At 39.4% G+C, this 23372-nt stretch carries 12 protein-coding genes; 11 read left to right on the top strand and 1 reads right to left on the bottom strand.

Annotation, left to right across the window (positions count from 1 at the left end; all coding sequences use genetic code 11):
- Positions 1 to 19 precede the first annotated feature (19 nt).
- From WFY05_RS00315 to WFY05_RS00270, 10 genes are all read left to right on the top strand, one after another.
- Entirely contained in the window at positions 20 to 1696 is a 1677-nt protein-coding gene (locus WFY05_RS00315; protein ID WP_340110702.1) for a sulfatase family protein, read from the top strand.
- A 6-nt stretch (positions 1697 to 1702) separates the two neighbouring features.
- Positions 1703 to 3550, top strand: coding sequence for a sulfatase-like hydrolase/transferase (locus tag WFY05_RS00310; protein WP_340110701.1), 1848 nt, complete (start codon positions 1703 to 1705; stop codon positions 3548 to 3550).
- Positions 3551 to 3576: 26 nt separating this feature from the next.
- A complete protein-coding gene (locus WFY05_RS00305; RefSeq protein ID WP_340110700.1) occupies positions 3577 to 5043 on the top strand; it encodes a Gfo/Idh/MocA family oxidoreductase in 1467 nt (488 codons plus the stop codon).
- A 29-nt stretch (positions 5044 to 5072) separates the two neighbouring features.
- Entirely contained in the window at positions 5073 to 5828 is a 756-nt protein-coding gene (locus WFY05_RS00300) for a 3-keto-disaccharide hydrolase (protein WP_340110699.1), read from the top strand.
- A gap of 21 nt (positions 5829 to 5849) precedes the next feature.
- A complete protein-coding gene (locus WFY05_RS00295; RefSeq protein WP_340110698.1) occupies positions 5850 to 7661 on the top strand; it encodes a family 43 glycosylhydrolase in 1812 nt (603 codons plus the stop codon).
- Between the two features lie 23 nt (positions 7662 to 7684).
- A complete protein-coding gene (gene bglX / locus WFY05_RS00290; protein ID WP_340110697.1) occupies positions 7685 to 9970 on the top strand; it encodes a beta-glucosidase BglX in 2286 nt (761 codons plus the stop codon).
- A 17-nt stretch (positions 9971 to 9987) separates the two neighbouring features.
- The gene (locus tag WFY05_RS00285) at positions 9988 to 11616 is read left to right on the top strand and encodes a sulfatase family protein (RefSeq protein ID WP_340110695.1); all 1629 of its coding nucleotides are present in this window, start codon (positions 9988 to 9990) and stop codon (positions 11614 to 11616) included.
- 427 nt (positions 11617 to 12043) lie between these two features.
- Positions 12044 to 13282 (top strand): tyrosine-type recombinase/integrase, encoded by a 1239-nt coding sequence (locus WFY05_RS00280; RefSeq protein WP_340110694.1) that lies wholly within the window; start codon positions 12044 to 12046, stop codon positions 13280 to 13282.
- A 429-nt stretch (positions 13283 to 13711) separates the two neighbouring features.
- Entirely contained in the window at positions 13712 to 14347 is a 636-nt protein-coding gene (locus WFY05_RS00275) for a hypothetical protein (protein WP_340110693.1), read from the top strand.
- A 25-nt stretch (positions 14348 to 14372) separates the two neighbouring features.
- Entirely contained in the window at positions 14373 to 18344 is a 3972-nt protein-coding gene (locus WFY05_RS00270; RefSeq protein ID WP_340110691.1) for a hybrid sensor histidine kinase/response regulator transcription factor, read from the top strand.
- Between the two features lie 46 nt (positions 18345 to 18390).
- On the opposite strand, the gene WFY05_RS00265 is transcribed toward WFY05_RS00270, so the two are convergent.
- Entirely contained in the window at positions 18391 to 19812 is a 1422-nt protein-coding gene (locus tag WFY05_RS00265) for a sulfatase (protein ID WP_340110690.1), read from the bottom strand.
- A 292-nt stretch (positions 19813 to 20104) separates the two neighbouring features.
- Between WFY05_RS00265 and WFY05_RS00260 the strand changes: the two genes are divergently transcribed.
- Positions 20105 to 23356, top strand: coding sequence for a SusC/RagA family TonB-linked outer membrane protein (locus tag WFY05_RS00260; RefSeq protein ID WP_340110689.1), 3252 nt, complete (start codon positions 20105 to 20107; stop codon positions 23354 to 23356).
- The last annotated feature ends 16 nt before the right edge of the window (positions 23357 to 23372 follow it).

The raw sequence follows: 23372 nt of genomic DNA, 5'->3' as shown, positions 1-23372 counted from the left end.
AAACAAATGTGATTAGAGAATGAAGGAATATAGACAAATGAAACTCTGCGATTACTCAGTGTTCTCTGCGGTAAAAAAAGGTGTAGTTGAACTGCAACTGAAATTAAAGTATATGATGCTGCTGGCAATTTTATTATGTATGTCTGCAACATTAATGGCTGAAGAAAGACCCAACATTTTATTGCTAATCGCAGAAGATATCAATCCATATTTGGGCTGTTATGGCGATAAGGTGGCAAAGAGTCCTGCCATTGATAAATTATCTTCGCAGGGAATTCAATTTACACGTATGTATTCACCAGTTGGGGTTTGTGCTCCATCGCGAGCTGCTCTAATGACAGGGATGTTCCCCACCTCTATTGGGGCAAATCATATGCGTACTGGTGGAGGTCTGATTGCCCGGCCTTACCGGATGCCATCGTACCAGGTGATGTTACCCGCAGGGATGAAAGCCTTTACCGAATACCTGAGAGCGGATGGCTACTTTTGCACCAATAACCGTAAAAAAGATTATCAGTTTGAAAACCAACCTACGTTTTGGGACGAGTGCCATGGCGAGGCTACCTGGGAACACCGGCCGGAAGGGAAACCTTTTTTTGCCGTATTTACTTATCTCGAATCGCATGAACAGAAAATTTGGGAAAGCAAAAATGATACGCTTTGGGTGAAACCCGATGAAGTTATGCCTCCTCCCTATTTGTTGAATGATTCAGTTGGTAAAACCGACTTTGCTATTATGTACAGCAATATTTACCGTATGGATCAACGGGTGGCGAACGAAATTTACAAACTGGAACAAGCCGGACTTAGGGATAATACGATTATTATTTTCATGTCTGATAATGGTGGTCCTATGCCAAGGCAAAAGCGGTCAGTTTATGAGCGTGGAAATCATATCCCTTTTATTGTAGTATTTCCCGATGATAAAATGGTTGGAACAAAGGACAACCGAATGCTCAATATGGCTGATATACCGCCCACTATTCTTTCTCTGGCCGGTATTAAACCTCCTGAATACATGGACGGGAAAGCCTTTCTTGGAAAATATGCAGATAACCCGGGAAGGGATTACATCTTTTCTATCCGTGAACGTATGGATGCCGACTACGACAAACAAATTGCCGTTCGCGATGATCAATTCCGCTATGTTAGAAATTACCTGCCGCAGCGACCGGAATATCTGAATATTGGTTTTCGTATGAACATTCCCTCTATGGTAAAGATGCTGGAAACTAAAAATTCCCTTACTCCTGAACAGGCTTCCTGGTTTATTTATCCACGCCCGAAAGAAGAACTGTATTTTACCAATAAGGATGTACACGAGATGAATAACCTAATTGAATCATTGGAATACAACAGCGAACTCAATAAATTAAGAAAACTGGCAGATGAGGTTGAAGAAAAATACTGGCCTTATAAAGATTTGACAGAGTATGAATTAATCGATAAAATAGGGAACACGGGTACAGTAAAGGTGGAAGCGCCAGACATTAAAATTCAGGGGGAGCAAGCGATCCTTTCCACTTCGACAAAAGGAGCATCCATCGTTTACCAAATCAATGGTGATGGAGACATTCGTTCGCATTGGACGTATTATACTAAACCAATAGAACTTAAAAAGGGCGATAATTTGAAGGTAATAGCTGCACGTGCCGGTTATGAGAGAAGTGAATTAACAGAATATATTCAACTATAAAGCAATATGACATATCCACATTTCATCAGGCGAAAAAATGTACCCAAAGGAATGCTCTGCATAACCTTACTGGTTTATTCATTTGTATTCATGACCGGACTGAACACTTATGCCGTTACGGTCAACCACGACGAAGACCTCCCAAACATCATCATCATTTTTACCGATGATTTGGGTTACGGCGATCTGGCTTGTTACGGCAATCCAGTGATTCGAACCCCGGAACTCGATAAAATGGCGGATGAAGGAATGCGTTTCACCCAGTTTTATGTAGCTGCGTCGGTTTGTACACCAAGCCGGGCGGGATTGCTCACGGGGCGCTACCCTATCCGTACAGGTTTGGTTGAAGGCATTATTCCCGGCAGGGTTCTGTTCCCGAACAGCAAAACCGGTCTTCAGTCCCACGAGGTTACGATTGCCGAAGTTCTTAAACAGAAAAATTATGCGACTAAAGCCATTGGAAAATGGCATTTAGGACATTTGCCTGAATACCTGCCAACCACGCAGGGTTTCGATTCTTATTACGGGATTCCGTATTCTAACGACATGGATTATATTGGCCCTAAAGATGGAAATCCGGGCTACTGGAATGTTCCGATCATGCGCGACACAGCCATTGTTGAACGCCCGGCAGAACAAACCACACTTACCAAAAGATACACCGAAGAAGCCGTTCGTTTTATTCAGCAAAATAAAAATCAACCTTTCTTTTTGTACCTGGCCCATTCCATGCCTCATATCCCGATTTTTGCATCCGAAGATTTTCTTGGAAGAAGCATTCGCGGATTGTATGGCGATGTAATTGAAGAAATTGACTGGAGTGTTGGAGAAATACTGAAGACACTTCGGGATGAAGGAATTGACAAAAATACATTAGTAGTTTTCACCAGCGACAATGGTCCGTGGCTTGTTCAGAAACTTGATGGCGGTTCGGCAGGACCCTTAAAAGAAGGGAAAGGTACCACTTGGGAAGGTGGTATGCGCGAGCCCATGATTGCCTGGTGGCCCGGAACCGTACCTGCCGGGAAAACAAGCAATGAACTGGCTTCAACACTTGATCTTTTACCAACGGCAGCAGCCATTTCAGGGGCTAAATTGCCGGATAACGAACTGGATGGTTACAACATGCTGCCCGTAATCAAAGGAGAAGCAAAATCTGCCCGAGAGATTTTTTACTATTACAGAGGCGATGAAGTTTATGCTGTTCGCATGGGGCCCTGGAAGGCACATTTTATCACGCAGACCGCTTATCCCGATGGGCCACAGGAAAAACACGCGATTCCCTTGCTTTATCAGTTGGAAAACGATCCGGGAGAACGATTTGACGTGGCTGAACAAAATCCTGAGATTGTAGAAAAGATGCAGCAACTGTACCTCGAACAGAGCAAAAAGCTAGGCAGGTCGGTACTCCCTGAAATTGAAGGCGAAGATTATATGAATGAAGCGACAGTTACAGGCGGACGGCTTCGCATTCAGGATTTAAAAACAGCGAAGAGTACCTGGGGAAACAACCAGCAGCTATGGTGGGTGGAAGCTTCTCCCGGCGATGAATTGATCTTTCCGATAGACGTTGGAAAAGCCGGCCTGTATGAATTAACCGGATTTTTTACAAGAGCAAAGGATTACGGAATAATCAGTGTTTCGGTGAACGGCAAGAAAACCGGTGATTTGATTGATGGTTATTCAAACGGATTGGTAACTACCGGTCCGCTTAATTTGGGAAATGTGCAATTGGAATCCGGGACAAACAATATCAAAATAAATCTTATCGGAAAAGATACACGTTCGGCAGGTTATTCTGATGGATACTTAGTTGGTGTTGATGGATTTAGCTTGAGGCGATTAAGTAAGTGAAAATTATTTATGACAAAATTTAGACAATGAAAACATTTAAAAATCTAAACCGACGTAAATTTATCTCTCGAACTGCGACTACCGGGGTAGGACTAACAATACTCCCTTCGTATGTCATGGGAAGAAGTGGCCAAACTTCTCCCAGTGATAAAATAAATGTTGCACTTATTGGTTCGGGAACACAAGCCTTAAAACAACTTCCGGGCTGGTTGAAACGAGATGAGTTGCAATTTGTTTCGGTTTGCGATCCCAACAAAGAAAGTTTTGATTATCCACTTTGGGGAAAATCCCAAGGTGAAAAGAAAGGTGCTCCCGGCGGAAGAGAAATTGGTCGAAAACGAATCGAGGAGTTTTATGCTGAAAAATCAGGTACCAGTTCATTCAATGGAGTAAGTGCCTATGCCGACTTTAGAGAACAGTTGGAAAAAGAGCAGGATTTGGATGCCATCTTTATCATGACACCTGACCATTTACATGGGGCAATTGCTTTGGCAGGTATGAAGAAAAATCTGGCTGTTGCCACCCACAAACCTATTGCAAATTTCATGAACGAAACCAGGTTAATTTGTAATGCTGCAAAAGAAGCTCAGGTACCTACCCAGTGTTTTGCTTTTCAGGATCCGTCCGAACTTTTTACCCTAAAAACCTGGATTGACAGCGGAATAATTGGTGAGGTAAAAGAATTACATCGCTGGACTAATCGCCCAATGTGGCCGCAAGGTTCACCCTATTTGCCTGAGCCGGCACCAATCCCGGAAGGTTTCGATTGGCAACTTTGGCTGGGGCCTTCAACCGACAGGCCTTATTCTCCAGACTATACACACACTGTATTTCGTGGCTGGTATGAATTTGGTGCCGGTTGCCTGGCCGACATGGGTTACTACGGTTTCTGGAAAGATTGGAGGATTTTAAATCTTGGAATGCCTGAGTTGGCTGAAGCCTCGTCAAGTTTCACCTGTGAAATTCGGGATTTCAGAAGTACATGGGTGAAAAACAATTTAAGTTACCCGCATGCTGCAACACTTTACTGGGAGGTTCCGGTTAACAATAAAAATTCAACAATGGATGTATTTTGGTATGAAGGCGGGATAAAGCCTGCAACACCAAAGTCATTAATTAAAAAGGGCAAATCAATGCCCCAGGACGGTGTAATGTTTATCGGCGAAAATGGAATCATTTTGGCTGACTACGGTTATGGAAATGCAGTTTTACTCGATGTAAAAAATGAAGTACAACTGGTTAGTTCGATTAAAGTTCCGGAGGTTGAATTAATCGATCAGACAACTGAAATGATACGGGCATTTAAAGGAGGAAAAGCATCGCGGGGAGATTTTATTCATGTGCAAACCGTTGCTGAAGCGATTTGTTTGGGAAACCTTGCGATCAGAATGGACGACCGTCTGGAATGGGACAATAAAAACTTAAGAGTCACGAACCTGGAAGAAGCTAACGAATTTGTTTCCCGTAAATACCGTAAAGGCTGGGAATTATAAATGAATTAAGCCAACTTAAAATAATTATCATGAAAAGGATTAAAATACTTTTGACTTCTGTGTGCTTTCTGTGTATCAATCTTGGAGCGGTTTTAGCTCAGGATAAATGTATTTATGAAAAAGAAGGATACACAAAACTGTTTAATGGCAAAGATCTCTCAGGATGGGTAATACCTACAGGTGATAACGGACATTGGTCGGTTATCGACGGGGTGATTGATTACGATGCTCGTTCAGAAGCAGATGGCAATAAAAGTCTGATGTCTGAAAATGAATACATGGATTTTCAATTGCACGTTGAATGGCGCTTCAAAGGCTACGGTGACCATCTGTTTAAACTCCCTACCATTTTACCAAATGGTGAATATCTGCGCGACGAAGAAGGGAATATTATCGAACCACTTGGTCCAAATTCCGATTCAGGAATTCTTTTAAAAGGAGTTGGCCAAACCAATCTTTGGTGCTGGTCGGTTGGTTCAGGAGAGTTGTGGTCGGTAAGAAACAATAAAGATTTGCCGCCAGAAGTAAGAGCAGGAGCTGTGCCGAGTTCCAACCAGGATAATCCGGTTGGACTTTGGAATGCATTCGACATAACTGTTGTAGGTGAGCGGATTACCATTAAAAACAACGGAATTGTCGTAATAAACAATGCGCTTTATCCGGGGCTAAATGTAAAAGGTCCGATCGGTTTTCAGCATCATGGAGGGATAAATCCTGAGACCGGCAAATTACAAGGAGCTTCAAGCTTGGTTCAGTTCCGGAATATTTGGATCAAAGAATTATAACAAGATTTTACCAATTGTAACATGCAACGAAAGTTCAAACTGTCAAGTTGTTTTATATTATTTTTTCTGTTCTCTTTTTCGATATCTGGTCAGGAAGTAGTGCCACAAACCTACTGCAATCCTCTGGACATCGACTACACATATATGGTCTATAATTCAAGCCGGAATATTTCGTATCGGTCAGGTGCCGATCCGGCGGTGATCGAATTCCGTGGCGAATATTACATGTTCGTAACCCGTTCGTTCGGTTACTGGCATTCGTTCGATCTGGTTCACTGGGATTTTATCAAACCAGAGCAGTGGTTCTTTGAAGGTTGCAACGCACCAACCGCTTTCAATTATAAAGATTCGCTGGTTTACTTTGCCGGCGATCCGGCTGGCTACGGAAGCATTCTATATACCGATGATCCGAAAAGTGGCAAATGGACACCAACGGCTTCCATCTCAAACAATATACAGGATTCGGAACTGTTTATTGATGACGACGGAAAAACTTACCTCTACTGGGGCTCGTCGAATGTTCATCCAATACGTGTTAAAATGCTGAACAAGGATGATCGTTTTCTGGAAACCGGGGTGAAAAAAGACCTGATAAATCTGGTGGAAGAAGAGCACGGCTGGGAACGTTTTGGCGAAAACAATTTCCACCCGACCCTGAAGGAAGGATATATGGAAGGCGCCTCGATGACCAAGCACGACGGAAAATATTACCTGCAATACGCAGCGCCGGGCACCCAGTTTAATGTTTATGCTGATGGTGTTTACATTGGCGAAAATCCCTTAGGGCCATTTGAATACATGAAAAGTAACCCCATGAGTTTCAACCCAGGCGGATTTACTAACGGAGCCGGTCATGGAATTACGGTAAAGCAAACCAACGGACAATACTGGCATTTTGCTACCATGGCGCTGGCTTCGAACGCTCAATGGGAACGCCGCTTGTGCATGTTTCCAACTTATTTCGACAAAGATGGCCTGATGTATTCGAATTCAGATTACGGTGATTACCCGCGCTTTGGTCCGGATAATCCTACAAAAGCGGGCGAGCATTGTGGCTGGATGTTATTGTCGTATAAAGGAGCAGTTACCGTGTCATCGTCGTTAAAACAGATCATGAAATTTACTTCAAATAACGATGAGGTTGAGGTCCACGAATTACCCGTTGAAAAAAACGAAAAAGGAGAAATTACTGCCAGTGTACTGACCGATGAAAACCCGAAAACATTTTGGGTGGGAGAAGCCAACAATGATCAGCAGTGGATACAAATCGAAATGCTGCACCCCGGAATGGTTTATGCTTTCCAATTGAACTTTCACGATTATGAATCAGGGATCTATACAAGAGTGGAGGGATTACGACATCGCTTTGTACTCGAGGTTTCCGAAGATGGTAGAAACTGGCGTACCGCGGTTGACAGAAGCAAGAGTTACAAAGATGCGCCAAACGCTTACATTGTGCTGAATCAGCCGGTAAAAGCAAAATTTGTTCGATATAAAAACATTAAAGTTCCCGGGAATAACTTTGCTATGTCGGAGCTAAGGGTTTTTGGACTGGGACTGGGAAATAAGCCCAACATTGTCGAAGGTTTTCAGGTAAAACGTGAAGCCGACCGAAGGGATGCATCGCTCTCGTGGAATGCGGTGGAAGGTGCACAGGGATACAACATTCGCTGGGGAATTGCGCCCGATAAAATGTACCACTCGTGGCAGGTTTACGAAGCAGACGAACTCTTTATGCGTTGTCTTGATCGCGATACTCGGTATTATTTTTCCATTGAAGCTTTTAACGAGAATGGAATTTCGGGAAAAACCGAAGCGATGGAAATAGATTAAAAATCTTATAAAACTTAAAGAATATGAAAGGCTTTCTTTTAATTATTGCAGCCATACTTTTATTGGCAGGTTGTCAGCATCCGGGCACCGAACCGGGCGATCCAGAAATGGATAAGTATATTTCGGATTTGATGTCGAAAATGACAACCCAGGAAAAGATCGGACAGTTGAACCTGGTAACACCAGGAGGTGGAATTTTAACCGGGTCAGTTGTTAGTACTGATGTAGAAGAAAAAATTAAAACCGGCCAGGTTGGAGGTATCTTTGGAGTGTACGGACCCGAGAAAACCCGGCAGGCACAACAACTGGCAGTAGAAGAAAGTCGTCTGGGTATTCCTATGATTTTCGGATCCGATGTCATTCACGGTTACAAAACTACTTTCCCATTACCGATTGGCTTGTCGTGTACCTGGGACATGGAACTAATAAAACAAACAGCTAGAGTCGCTGCCAAAGAAGCTACTGCAGATGGTATTTTCTGGAACTTTTCGCCAATGGTAGACGTTTCGCGTGATCCACGCTGGGGACGAGTTTCAGAAGGTGCAGGAGAAGATCCTTTTTTGGGATCGGAAATAGCAAAAGCTATGGTTGAAGGCTATCAACAGGAAGATTTAAGAGATCCAACGACAATGCTGGCAACTGTAAAACACTTTGCACTTTATGGCGCATCCGAAGCAGGTCGCGATTATAATACTGTTGACATGTCACATTTAAGGATGTTCAACGATTATTTTCCACCATATAAAGCTGCCATTGAGGCGGGGGTTGGAAGTGTAATGTCGTCGTTCAACGATGTGGATGGGGTACCGGCAAGTGGAAATAAGTGGTTGCTCTCCACTGTCTTACGCAATATGTGGGGATTTGATGGTTTTGTGGTTTCGGATTATACTTCCGTAAATGAAATGATAGCACATGGTTTGGGAGACCTGCAGGAAGTTTCAGCTCTTGCCCTAAAAGCCGGCCTCGATATGGATATGGTCGGTGAAGGATTTCTTACTACGCTGACACAATCGCTTGAAGAAGGGATGGTGACTGAAGAAGACATAAATAAAGCTTGTCGGCGAATTTTGGAGGCGAAATATAAGCTGGGATTGTTCCAGGATCCGTATCGTTATTTCGACGCAAATCGTCCGGCAACAGATATATTAACACCAGTTAATCGTCAACTGGCGCGCCAGGCTGCTGCACGTTCTATGGTGCTGTTAAAAAATGATAAGCAACTATTACCCCTTAAAAAATCAGGTACTGTTGCGTTGGTCGGCCCCCTGGTCGACAGCCGTAACAATATGCTCGGAACCTGGGCTCCAACGGGAGAAACGCGTTATGCCGTTACCGTTCTGGAAGGATTTAGAAATGTTCTTAGTGATCAGGTGAAGATTCTTCACGCAAAAGGTGCAAATATTTGTAATGATCCTGATTTTGCAAAAAAAATCAACGTTTTTGGCCCTAAAATATTTATTGATGAACGCTCGCCTGAAGTTATGCTAAAGGAAGCCGTTTCTATATCACGAAGGGCAGATGTGATCGTTGCAGTTGTTGGAGAAGCCACTGAAATGTCGGGCGAATCATCCAGTAGAACGGACATAAGTTTACCCATGAGCCAGAAGAAATTACTACGCGAACTGGAAAAAACAGGAAAACCATTGGTTGTAGTAAATATGAGCGGACGCCCTATGGCAATAGGTGATGAAGTTGAATTGTCGGATGCCTTATTGCAAATGTGGCATGCTGGCATTGAGGGAGGCAATGCATTGGCTGATGTACTTTTTGGCGATTATAATCCTGCCGGTAAACTTACGGCCACGTTCCCTGTAAATGTAGGTCAGGTACCCATATATTACAGCGTCCGCAACACAGGGCGTCCTCAGGGAAGTGATGAGTTTCAAAAATTTAAATCAAATTACCTTGATGCGCCCAACTCACCATTATTCCCGTTTGGTTATGGTTTAAGTTACACCTCGTTTGAATACAAGGAGCTGGTATTGGATAAATCAAAATTGACCAATCTTAATGAAATAAAAGTGTCCGTATCAGTAACCAATAGCGGCGATTTTGATGGCGAGGAAGTGGTACAGTTGTATGTACGTGATATGGTGGCCAGCATCACCCCGCCAATACGTTTACTAAAAGGGTTCAATAAGGTATTCATTCCAAAAGGGGATACAAAGGAGGTTACCTTCACAATCCGTGCACAGGACCTGGCTTTTTACCATCCCAATCTGTCATTTTATGCCGAACCCGGCGAATTTGAAGTGTTTGTGGGTGGAGATTCTAATGCAACGCTTTCTGCAGATTTCACTCTGGAATAATTTAAAAATACAATATCATGTTAAATAGTAATAAATATCCGATCTTTCTTATATCCGTTTTCGCACTGGTCGTTCTTTTGAGTTCATGCAATTCAAAACCCGAAGTGCCCGAACGTCCGAACATCATTTTTATCATGAGCGATGACCACGCATACCAGGCCATTAGTGCTTATACCGACAAGCTCATAAAAACACCAAACATCGATAGGATTGCAGAGGAAGGAATGTTATTCACCAACGCCTGCGTTACCAATTCGATTTGTGCTCCTTCGCGGGCCACTATCCTAACAGGAAAACATACTCACATCAATGGAAAGATCGATAATAATTTTCCATTTGATACAACCAATGTTACTTTCCCTCAGTTAATTCACGGTGCGGGTTACCAAACAGCCATGTTTGGAAAATTACATTTCGGGAATAATCCAAAAGGTTTCGATGAATTCAAGATTCTTCCGGGGCAGGGCGATTATTATAATCCTCAGTTTATTACCAACAAGGGCGATACAACTATTATGGGCTATGTTACCGACATTATCACCGATCTGACGATCGATTGGCTCGATCACCGAAGAAAAGACGATCAGCCCTTCTTTTTAATGTACCTGCACAAAGCACCGCACCGCGAATGGATTCCTGCTGAGCGCCATTATCGCGAGTTTACAAAGAAAACTTTTCCGGAGCCTGTAACGCTTTTCGATGATTACCAGGGAAGGGGTACCGCTGCCAGAGAAGCCGAAATGAACCTGCTAAAACATATGACGGTTTCGGCCGATAACAAGATTTATCCGGAAGTTGCTGATAAACTTGGGATAAAGGAACCCAGTGATTGGGGGAAACGGGTTTTCAATCAGAAATACAATAGACTGACACCCGAGCAGAAAGAAAGCTGGGATGAGGTGTATGGACCCATTAATGAGGAATTTGCACAAATGTACCCGAGCATGGATGATTCGACGTTTATGCGTTGGAAATACCAGCGATACATGCAGGATTACCTGGGATGTATTGCTGCTGTAGATGAAAATGTTGGTCGCCTACTTGATCACCTGGAAGAAACCGGACTGGATGAAAACACAATTATTGTTTATACTTCCGATCAGGGTTTTTATTTGGGTGAACACGGCTGGTTCGATAAGCGCTTTATTTACAACGAATCGTTTAAAACTCCGCTTTTGGTAAAGTGGCCCGGGAAAATTGCTTCGGAATCGGTTTCCGATGAAATGGTACAAAACCTGGATTTTGCACAAACTTTTCTGGATGCGGCCGGTGTTGAGCAGCCCGATGATATGCAGGGGGAAAGCCTGATGCCGTTATTGTTGGGCGATACAGCTGCCTGGACTCGAGACGCAGTATACTACCAGTATTACGAATATCCGGGATTTCATATGGTGAAACGACACTATGGAATCGTAACAAAAGAGTACAAACTGGTACATTTTTATTACGATATCGACGAGTGGGAGTTGTATGACCGCAAAAAAGATCCGTTGGAATTAAACAGCGTATATGACGATCCGACCTATGCCGACGTGGTTGCCACCATGAAACAGAAGCTGAAAGATATTCGAGTGAAATACCAAGATTCCGATGAACTTGATCAGCATTTTATAGAGTTGTACAAAGAAAAAGGATTGATTAAATAATATGCGTCTTTATCAAATAAGATTGTTTAAAGAATATCAATCAAATTATTTAACGAAAATATTCGATCTATTTTGATAATCAGATATTTAGATATGGATTATTTCCATTAACATACTTCAATTTTATTCGTTTTTTAGGACTTTTTTTGACGCGCTTTTTGTGCAAATTTTGTGCAAACAAAAAAGAGTTACAAGAAATAAATCTTGTAACTCTTTAATTTTCAAGTCGGGATACCAGGATTCGAACCTGGGACCCCCTGCTCCCAAAACATGACATGGCGGTTTATTGCTGTTTGTTAGAATTTATTGTAAGTTACATAAAATACATAAAATCAAATACATAGATGTTTGTGGTGCAATTTATTTTCATGATAAATTATTGCAATTTATAGAAAATGTTTGCAAATTTGTTTGCAAATTATTTTTCATGGAAAATATTGCCATAGCTTCAACAGGAATTTATCTGGATACTCGTAGAGTAAGAAACGATGGGACTTATCCTGTTAAGATACGAATTACTTGTGAAAGAAATTCCAAATTTTATGCGACTAAGATTTCAATGACGAAATTGGAATTTGAAAAGGTAACTAGTAAAAATCCCAGAGGAGAATATAAACAAACTCAAACTGATTTATATGGTATTGAGAAGAAGGCTATTAGTATAATTCGAAAAATGGATGAGTTTTCTTTTGAAGAATTCGAGCGTCAGTTTTTAAACCGAAAAGGGCACAATAAAGATTTGTTTGCAGCTTTAAAAGAGAGAGAGGATGACTTAAGGCGTGATAATAAGTTCAGTACGGCCGATACTTATAAAAATACTCTGGAATCATTTAAAAAAATGTACACACGAGAAACGATGAAGTTTCGTGTTTGTAATCCTGCATTTTTGAAGAAATACGAAGATTGGATGCTGAAATATGGTAAGTCCGAAACAACAATCAGCATGTATTTAAGAAATGTACGGTATGTTTTTAACCGCGCAATTAAAAGAGGTGATATTTCAGATAACCTTTACCCTTTTGGAAAGAGTGTTGATAATAAATATGAAATTCCACAACCAAAAAATATTAAAAAGGCCCTCAATACTGATGAAATAAAGAAAATATTTGAATATGAACCGGAAGAAGGGAGTAAAGAACAATTGTACAGGGATTTATGGATTTTTTCATATCTGTGTAATGGAATAAATACAAAAGATATTTGCTTGCTTAAAAATTCCGATATTGAAGGAGACTCCATTTATTTCAGACGTGAAAAAACAAGAACAACCAACCGTAAATCAAAACTTATTGAAGTTTTTGTGAATGATACAGTGATGAAAATTATAATGAGGTGGCGAAGGGAATCAGATGATCAGGATAGCTATATCTTTCCTTTCCTGACAACAGAAATGACTGAAGAGCAAATTCATAAAAAATCAAAATCGATTAACAGAATGATGAATACCAAATTGAAAACTATTGCAAAAGAAGTGGGTATTCAAAATAGACTAACAACCGGCACTGCAAGACATTCCTTTGCTACTATGTTAAAACGAAAGGGTGCTCCTAATTCCTTTATTGGAGATTCACTCGGCCATTCGAATATAGGAACTACAGAAAACTATTTAGGTAGTTTTGAAAATAATGAAAGAAAGAATTGGTCAAATAAACTTACAGAGTTTTAAATGTTTCAAGTGATATTCTTTTTTTGTTATGAAAAAGGTAATTGAGAGACACCCTTGATTCTAACATACAGTCGAACTATATTTGTCAGTTATTTATTGTAATATGAGTTAAAAGGATTCTCAGGAAACGATCCTTTTAACTTTATCATTTTTTGAAAAATTGCGCAAGTGGAATATGCAAACAATTTATAATGCTGATTCTATCTCGAATATAGGTAATTCGTGGTTGTTGTTTAATTTAAACCTCCTGACTATATGTCATAATATTTATAGAATGGTGATTTTTTGGGATCCACAGAATACTAGGGCCCTTTTAATTTTTATAAGTTCAAAATAGACGTGAAAAGATGTTTTTTGTAAGAGTATCTTTTCAGATTTCCCTTCATTTGACCTATCTTGAGCTGAATTTGCAAAAGATAAGAGCAATTAATGGGTAAAAATATATCTTTTGAATTATTACTTGGTGAATTATCATCTGAGTTGGTGAAGCTACCATTGGATTCCGTTGATGCTGCCATTTTATCCGGTTTGAAAAGAATATTAGAATTCTTTGATGTATACCTCCGTCATTTGGGTAAATTTACTAAAGATCAATCCAAAATTATTGTTCCTTACTTTTATTCACGACCTGAAATAGAAATTCCGCAGATTACAGATCTTGTCGTAGGCTATTTGTCGTTTGTTTTTGAAAGCATAAAAAATGATGAAAAAATTGCCGTGCAGCATCTTTCCGAATTGCCGGAACACACCAAACACGATAGGGAAGTATTGGCGAAAATGGGTATTAAATCAATGCTTGTGCTTCTTTTAAAAATTGAGAAATTTGTTCAATACGGTCTTTCATTATCAACGGTTCGAAAACATCATGAATGGGATAAGCAAACCATCAATCGAATACAGATCCACCGAAATATTCTGACCAATGTAATTCAAAGAAAACTCGCACTTAAACAGATCCCTGAAGAAAAGGAGTGGTCAGAAGTAGTTATGGAGGGAATGCTCCAGATTACTTATGTTTTAGATGAACTTAGGAAAGGGTGTGTTATAAAAACATTGAGGATTTAGCAGTAGCTATGAAATATTTTGAAATTTGAAAAGAATTACCTACTTGTTCTTAATTCTGGTGCTTTATGCAAACGTAATTTCAGGCCAGATTTACAACGCTTTAAATGTTACCAAGGAGGATGGATTGTCTGACAGTAATGTGAAAACCATTTGCGTTGACCACATGGGGTATGTTTGGTTTGGGACGCAGCATGGTCTGAACAGGTATGATGGATTTGAAATGCAAACATTTTATCACGATGCCAATGATAATTCGTCTATAAATGATAACAGAATCCGGGAAATTTATGAAGATAAAGGTAATCGGCTTTGGGTGGTTACACAATCCGGTGTTAATTATTTCAATCCCGAACTCCAATCATTTAGCAGTTTAGAAATAAAAAATACCTCATCGTATGTAAGGATTCTGCATGAAAGCGATTCTACACTTTGGTTTTATAATTCCAATACTTTTTATATTCACAATAAGAAAACAAAAGCGTTGGAGGTATACCCAGTTTTGTTTCAGCGGGATGCTTTGGCCAATACCAATTGGGAAATCCAACAGGCATGTGATTTTGATAGTACTTACCTTTTGGTATCTGTTACGGCGCAAGGTTTATTTTTGGTAGATAAAAATTCAAAGGTTCTAAAACCATTTTATTCATTACCTTATAACTTTTATTGCGGCCTGGAAAAACAAGGAGATGATATTTGGGTTGCCAGTAGTTTCTCAGGATTAACAAAAATTAATAAGAAAAATGGTACCATAAAACATTACAATGGGAATAATTCGGAGCTTAGTCACGAAATTCTTATTCAATTTAAATCACATCCGTTAACAAACAATCTTTGGATGGCAACGGATGGAGGAGGAGTTCAGGAGTTTGATACTGCGTTTAATTTGGTAAACTCTTTCCAATCCGGGCCCTATGTAGATCAAATACTTCCGGGGAATGAGGTGCAATCGTTAAATTTTACTAAAAATGGTGAGGTTTGGCTCGGCACTGTTCGTGATGGTGCTACTCTGATTTTCGAGAGTAATTTCGAACATTTCGCATCGGTTAAAGAATCCGATGCCGGTCCATCGGGCAATTCCATTACCAAAATTATTGAGGACGAGGATAAAAATATATGGTTGGCTACCGACGGAGGCGGATTGAACAAGTTTGATAAAACAACTAATAGTTTTAAGAGCTTTAAACAAAACGGAATAAAAAAAATTACAGGGGTTGTACCTTTTACAAAAGATGTTTTATTGGTAGCTGCATTTTTAGATAAGTTGTATTTTTTTAACAAAAACACAGAAACATTTACTGATGCACATAAACATCCGCTTTTAAAAGAAATAGGACAAAGAAGCCATTACAGGCTAACTGCTGATTCCAGCGGGAAAATATGGATATTTGCCAATGAATTATACTGCATAAATTTAAAAGAGAATAAATCCGTTCAGCTTTCAAACAAAAACAGCGATACTTTTTCCCTGGGAATTTCTCCCGCATTCTACACTTCATTCGAAGATAAAAAAAATAAAAAAATATGGTTTGGTTCGCAGGGTGGCTTTTACGCCTACAATTACTCTAAAAATAGATTTGAAGATGTAGTATCATTGAATAATTCCCGGAATAGTTATGGTAACGAAGTACGTTCGATTATTGTTGACAGAAACGGGCTGGTTTTATTTGGAACGACGAAAGGGCTGTTCAAATATAATACAGATACTCAACTTGTTTCGCCTTACTTTAAAACCAGCAAGTTTGCCAATACCAAATTTCAGTTATTATGGGAAACTGGAAAAACGCTATGGGCAGCTACAAGCAATGGAATTCTGAAAATTAATTCTGAGCTGGAAGGAAACAACATTACCGTTTATGAAAAAGATGAACACGATTTTCGATTTGGTTCTTTCCTGAAAAATGAAAAGGGGGAAGTATTCCTGGGAACCAACAATGGGATTCTGAGGTTTACTCCTAAAGAAGTATTTACCGATACGATTTCAAGCAATGTCTGGGTAACAAAGTTCGAATTAGTAGGGACTAAAGAAGGTTCGGAAATTTCAACTGTTTTTTCACGCAACACACAATCTTTAGCTCTAGCAAAAATACCCTATTCTAGTTCAACCTATAAATTTTCTTTTAATTCATTCGACCTGCCCCAGCACGAAAAAATATTGTATTCCTATTTGCTCGATGGTTTTGAAGAAATTTGGAATATCGGAAAAGAGAGGTCGGCTAATTACACAAATTTAACACCCGGTAAATATACTTTCAAGGTAAAAGCATCAACTCCTAACGGAATTTGGAATGAAAAAACAACAAACATCAGTTTTGAAGTTTTACCTCCCTGGTGGCAGACAACCTGGTTCAGGATTTTGATTGTATTTGTTGTACTTACAATTGCTTCATTAATTTGGATGGAGTCGCTAAAAAGGGCAAAACTTAAACACCTGCTTGCCGTTGAGAAAAACGAACAAAAGCGTTTGAATGAAATCAACCAGATGAAATTGCGATTTTTTACAAATATTTCGCATGAATTACGAACGCCATTGACTTTGATTTACTCTCCGTTGAAAAAAGTAGTTGGAAAAAATGTTTCAATTGAAGAAATAAAAAATGAACTACCCGGAATTTATCGTAATTCTCACCGAATGAAAGTATTAGTTGATCAGATCCTGGAATTCAGGAAAGCTGAAATGGATGAATTAAAGCTGAATCTTTCGAGTTCAAATTTGATTGAATTGTGCCGCGAAGTGTTGGATACATTTCATTTTATGGCCAGAACCGAAGGAATCGATATAAAACTGATATATGCGGATAAGTCAATATTCTTCTATTTTGATAAGGATAAGCTTACTAAAATTTTGTACAACCTTTTTTCAAACGCATTAAAATGCACGTCTCCAGGAGGTATTATTGAGTTGATTGTAGATACAGAACCTGAATGGGTTAATATCCGGGTAAAGGATAATGGTAAAGGAATTCCGGATTCGAAACTTGATTCAATTTTTGACCGCTATTTTCAAGGTGATACTTTAACAGAAGGCACTGGAATTGGCCTGGCTCTGTCTAAAAAACTGGTTGAATTGCATGGCGGTAAAATCTGGGCAGAAAGTGAAATAGGTGAGGGGGCCACATTTGTTGTGAAACTTCCTTTCAAAAAACAATTTGAAATTGTACATACAAACGATGCTATCATTGGGGAAGTTGAACTGGAAAATGAACCTGATGTTGTTCGGACATTTGATAAAGAACTGTCAGAGAAAAATATATCCATGCTAATAATTGAAGATGACTTGGAACTCAGGTATTATCTTGAAAAAGAATTTAGTAAGGATTATGAGGTTTTTACAGCTGATAACGGTAGAACCGGGTTACTTCAAGCAGTGGAACATCTGCCCGATATAATAATAACAGATGTTATGATGCCTGAACTGGACGGTTATGGATTTTGTAAATCACTGCGGGATGATTTGCGGATTAGCCATATTCCTGTTGTAATGCTTACTGCCAAAACAATGGCCGAACATGAAATTGAGGGCTATAAATCAGGTGCAGATCTGTATGTTTCAAAGCCATTCGACACTTTTGTTCTACACGCTCAAGTTAATGCTTTGTTAAAAAACAGGGAGGTACTTAAAGGGCGCTTCAATATGGATCTTGTTATTAAAGTAGAAGAAGTTACTAATAGTAAAATGGATGAAAAATTTCTTCAAAAAGCAATCTCCACAGTAGAATTGAACCTTCAAAATACGCAATTCAATGTAGATTCATTAATTGCAGAACTAGGCATTAGCAGAACGCTTGCTTACAAAAAAATAAAAGCCATTAGCGGAAAATCAATAAACGAATTTATCCTGTCAATTCGCCTACAAAAGGCGTGCATGATTTTAAAACAAACCAGCAAGACCATTTCAGAAATTGCGACAGAAACGGGCTTTTCAGATCACTCTTATTTTAGTGCTGTATTTAAAAAGAATTTTAAAGTATCCCCATCAGATTATCGACACGTTGAATAACAGCTGTTTTGGCTAAGATTGTTGAACAATTACCATTCAGGTTGTACTATAAATCATTTTTTCGCACAGCTTCTAATTTAAGGGATAATAGCTCTTTAAAATGGTTTAGTACTTCTTTGTATTCAGGTTTTTGAGCTAGATTATTAATTTGGTAGGGATCTTTTCGCATATCATAAAGTTCGTAGCCCAGGCTACCATCTTCGTTGTACGACATAAAAGCCCAGTCGCGATTTCTTAATAAGAATGAATTTCCTCCTTGCGTGACAGTAAATATATAATCCCTGACTTCTGTTTGCGGATTGTTAATTGTTTCAACCAAACTCTTTCCCTGTAAATGTTCTGACGGTTTTAATCCTGCTAATTCAGCGATAGTTGGGTATAAATCGATTAATTCTACAAAAGAGTTGCAAACAGCAGGCTCTTTCCCCGGCACTTTTATAATCAACGGAACACGAACCGATTCCTCTTTAAGGCTTACCTTCATCCAAAATCGGTGTTCAGCTAAATGAAAACCATGGTCGGAAGTAAAAATAACAATTGTATTATCTTCCAATCCTTCTTCTTTTAAGGCATTCAATACTTTCCCAACTTGAGCATCCATATATGCTACGCTTGCATAATATGCAGCAATTGCTTTTTTCTCCTGCGTTGGATTCATTTTTGCTTTAACACTGTTAACGTAATTAATGGCTCGTTTGGGCATATCTGCCCAATCGTCGTTATATGCAACGGGAAAAGCCATTCTTTGCCATGGATAAGGTTGGAAATATTCTTTTGGGGCTACAAACGGAACATGAGGGCGTACAAATCCAACTGCCAAAAAGAATGGTTTGTTTTTATTCGCTTTTATTAACTGAATAGCTTTTTCAGCAGCTTTTCCATCTGGTTGAGCCTGATCACCTCCCTCAGATTTCACTATTGTCATAACATTTCCATCTTTTACAGGCTTGGTGCCATCAGGATTATTTTGCACCAATTCTCCTTCACCAGGAGACAGGTATTCAAGGCCTTTAACGTTGTATCTCTCGTGCCATGAAAGGGAATCGTCGCTACCGTTTGAGCCCATCGTAATGTCTTTGGGAACACCCATGTGGAAAATTTTGCTTACCCGCATCGACTTGTAACCATTTTCCATAAAAAATTGACTCCAACTTTTATGCTCGCCAACATTTTCGCGTCCGCTTGTATAGCCAAACGTTCCGGTGGCATGAGGATAATATCCAAACATTAATGAAGCGCGCGATGGTCCGCAAACCGGAAACTGGCAGTAGGCACTGGTATATAAGACGCCTTCAGATGCCAGCTTGTCTATATTAGGAGTAAAACTCGCTTTGTTTTCATAAGCCGAAACTGCTGTGGTGGTCAGGTCGTCTGTTATAATAAATAAGACGTTCAGTTTTTTTTCAGAGAAAGCCTGAGTGATATTAAAAAATAATACAATTGATATTAGTAAGTTTTTAAAGTTCATTTTAATCCTCTTAATATGGAATAAATTTTATCTGTACAAATTTGAGAAAAAGTAAGAATTCAATGTATTGAATTTGTACTTTTAGTTGTTCAGATAGTTTATTTACAGTAATTTTTCCTTCATCCCGATCTGGAAAGTTAGCCGCAACTTACCTCAGATATACAATTTCAATAATATTATACAATTTCAACAATTTGCTTTGCAATTCCATTTTCAATAGTGATTTGTACAATTTTCATATATCCCAATATAGACTACTCGTAATTTTATCTCCAAACTAAATCATTTAATTATGGGGAAAATACATGTAAGATTAATTTACCTGCTAATTCTGGTAATAGGAATAAGCAGTGTTGCATTCGCGCAACAAAAAACGGTAACAGGTCGTGTTACCGACAGCTCTAATAAACCTCTTCCTGGGGTTTCAATTGTGGTAAAAGGTACCGCTGTCGGAACAGTTACAAACACCGAAGGGACTTTTAACCTGAGTATATCAGAAAATGCAGCAACACTTGTTTTTTCATATATAGGTATGAAAACACAAGAAATTAAAATTGGTGCACAAACTACTTTTAATATTGTAATGGAAGAGGATATTGCAGGATTGGAAGAAGTAGTAGTTGTTGGTTATGGTACACAAAAGAAAGTTAACTTAACAGGTGCGGTTGCTAAAATTGACTCGGAGGAAATGCAAAACCGGGCAGTGAATAGTACTTCACAGGTCCTTCAAGGTTTGGCTCCGGGTTTGAATGCTTCGGTTAACAATGGAGGAGGTGCCAGTGATGCTACCATGTCTCTCAATATTCGTGGGATTGGTTCCTTATCTTCAAGTAATCCATACGTTTTAGTTGACGGGGTTCGTGCAAACATTAATGGTGTGAATCCGGAAGATATTGAAAGTGTTTCTGTTTTAAAAGACGCAGCAGCCGCTGCAATTTACGGTGCAGAAGCGGCATACGGCGTAATTCTTATCACAACTAAAAAAGGACAAAAAAATAGTTCCTTCAAACTCAATTACTCCAATAGTTTCAATATGAAACAATTGATTTATTTACCTGAAACAGTAAGCTCGGTAGAATTCGCCCAAATTGCCAACGATGCCGGTATAAATTTTAGGGGATCGCCCATCTTTTCTGAAGAAGCTATTCAGGAAATGCAGGACCATATTGATGGTAATTACCCATACGGAACAGGCCCAATGCCTAACAATGGAAGCCGATGGCTGGGTATAGGCGGCGGTGGTTCCGGCGACTGGTATTCCGGCCGTGCAAATACCGATTGGTTTGATGTAATGTATAAGGATTATGCCGTTACTCAACAACACAACCTTTCTGTAAGTGGTGGTTCAGAAAAACTAACCTATTATGTTTCAACTGGTTTTTTGACGGATCCCGGGATGTTAAATTTTGGAGAAGAGAGTTTTTCGAAAAATACATTTAGCAGTAATATAAATGCTGAGGTAACAAATTGGCTGAATTTAGGTGTTGTGTCGAGAATGACAAGACGAAGAAATTCTTTTCCTACTTCAGCAGCAGGCGCAAACCGACAAAGGCTGTATCACGATATTATGCGCTACATTCCAACCGCCCCTGCAAAAACTCCTGCTATTTACGATGACGAAGGCAATGAGATCGTTCCGGAACAAGATGCCCAGGTAGCTTTTTTTACCGAAAATTATGGTTTTGAGGAATATACTAATGATGAATTCATTAACACCTTTAAAGCGGAAATTAAACTTTTGCCCGGATGGAATGTAAAAGGCGATTATACGTTTAAAAGGGTTATTCATGAGCAAACATTAAACTACAAAAAGGCTACCTTCTACGGTCCTGATGGTTCTGCAACTGTTTATAACGGTGCTACTAACCGGATTCAAAAAGATTACCGTCATACTGACTACCACTCGTTTAATATTTATACAAATTATAGCAAAACATTTGACGAGAAGCATAACCTGAAAGTGTTACTGGGTGTTCAGCAACAAGAAAGTTACTTTACCCGGTTAATTGCACAACGTTATAATGTTATAAATGACGATTTAAATTCGTTAAATGTTGCAGTTGGTGAATCAACAGATCCTAATAATCCGGAGTCAGACTGGGCTACATTAGGTGCTTTTGGACGTCTGTCATACGACTATATGGAAAAGTATTTGTTTGAATTTAATGGCAGATACGATGGAGCTTCCAAATTTCCGGAAGATCATAGATTTGGTTTTTTCCCATCTTTCGCGTTGGGGTATAATATGCATAAAGAAAATTACTGGGAACCGCTTAGTAACATATTTAATACGTTCAAGTTAAGAGCTTCGTACGGAACATTAGGTAACCAAAATGTAGACAGCTACCTGCACTTACCGAATTTGCCAATTAAAACCGAGTTAGCATGGATTATGGGCAGTTCGAGGCCGAACTATTCAAATATGCCCGGAATTGTTAGCCCAAATATTACCTGGGAGACTTCGAAAACCAAAAACTTTGGATTTAATTTTACCTCCCTAAATAACAGGCTATCGGCAGAGTTTGATGTGTTTGAACGTATTACTGAAAATATGTTTGGTCCCGTATCTGCACTTCCTGCAGTATTAGGAACCAATCCTCCGAAAACCAATAGTGCAACATTAAAAACTACAGGGTTTGAACTTACCTTAGGTTGGAGAGACCAGATAAAAGATTTTAAATACAACGTTGAATTTATGTTGTCTGACAGTAAGTCCGTTATTACTGAATACCATAATCCTGAGAAATTGATTTCGAGTCACTATGTGGGGGAAGTATTAGGTGAAATATGGGGCTATGAGGCAGAATCACTTTTTCAAACTCAAGAAGAAGTTGACGAATATTTAGCTGAAGTTGATATGTCATATCTTGGTTCAAGGTGGTCTCCGGGTAATGTGAAGTACTTAGACTTAAATGGCGATGGCAAAATTAACATTGGAGATAATACTTTAGAGCCTGAAATTGACCCTGAAACTGGTGAGGTTGTTCCTGGAACAGGACCTGGCGACAGGCGTGTTATTGGTAATAGCAGGCCCCGTTACTTATATACTGTAAAGGCTGGTGCATCGTGGAAAAGTTTCGATTTTAATATGTTGTGGCAAGGTGTAGGTAAACGCGATGTTTGGCTAAATGATTATACCTCATTGTTCTGGGGATGGAACAGAAAAGCGCATTCGCACATTACGGAGGAAGTTATGGATTATTGGTCAGAAGATAATCCGGATGCTTATTTACCAAAACCTTTGGATGCTAGTGGTAAAACAGGATTTACTAAGGATAGGCAAGTATCAACAAGATATTTGCAAGATGGCTCTTATGTACGATTGAAAAACATTCAGTTGGGTTATACTGTACCAATGAATACAGGAGATAAAAGTGTAATTAAAAGATTGAGGTTATTCGTTAGCGGCGAAAACCTGCTTACTATTACAAATTTCTGGTCGACACTTGATCCGGAAGTTGGAGCAATAAGTGGAAGTTACAGCAGTGGTAGAACTTATCCTCTTTCAAAAGTTTATTCTGCCGGGCTAAATGTTACATTTTAATTTTAAAAGTTAGAAA

Origin of the sequence: Maribellus mangrovi, from assembly GCF_037646455.1 — a bacterium.
GTDB classification, from domain to species: Bacteria; Bacteroidota; Bacteroidia; order Bacteroidales; family Prolixibacteraceae; genus Draconibacterium; species Draconibacterium mangrovi_A.
This window is presented reverse-complemented; position numbering and strand designations above follow the sequence as displayed.

Excerpts from the sequence above, each read along its gene's own strand:
- WFY05_RS00315 (WP_340110702.1), top strand. The coding sequence starts at position 20 with ATGAAGGAATATAGACAAATGAAACTCTGCGATTACTCAGTGTTCTCT.
- WFY05_RS00310 (WP_340110701.1), top strand. The coding sequence starts at position 1,703 with ATGACATATCCACATTTCATCAGGCGAAAAAATGTACCCAAAGGAATG.
- WFY05_RS00305 (WP_340110700.1), top strand. The coding sequence starts at position 3,577 with ATGAAAACATTTAAAAATCTAAACCGACGTAAATTTATCTCTCGAACT.
- WFY05_RS00300 (WP_340110699.1), top strand. The coding sequence starts at position 5,073 with ATGAAAAGGATTAAAATACTTTTGACTTCTGTGTGCTTTCTGTGTATC.
- WFY05_RS00295 (WP_340110698.1), top strand. The coding sequence starts at position 5,850 with ATGCAACGAAAGTTCAAACTGTCAAGTTGTTTTATATTATTTTTTCTG.
- bglX (WP_340110697.1), top strand. The coding sequence starts at position 7,685 with ATGAAAGGCTTTCTTTTAATTATTGCAGCCATACTTTTATTGGCAGGT.
- WFY05_RS00285 (WP_340110695.1), top strand. The coding sequence starts at position 9,988 with ATGTTAAATAGTAATAAATATCCGATCTTTCTTATATCCGTTTTCGCA.
- WFY05_RS00280 (WP_340110694.1), top strand. The coding sequence starts at position 12,044 with ATGGAAAATATTGCCATAGCTTCAACAGGAATTTATCTGGATACTCGT.
- WFY05_RS00275 (WP_340110693.1), top strand. The coding sequence starts at position 13,712 with ATGGGTAAAAATATATCTTTTGAATTATTACTTGGTGAATTATCATCT.
- WFY05_RS00265 (WP_340110690.1), bottom strand. The coding sequence starts at position 19,812 with ATGAACTTTAAAAACTTACTAATATCAATTGTATTATTTTTTAATATC.
- WFY05_RS00260 (WP_340110689.1), top strand. The coding sequence starts at position 20,105 with ATGGGGAAAATACATGTAAGATTAATTTACCTGCTAATTCTGGTAATA.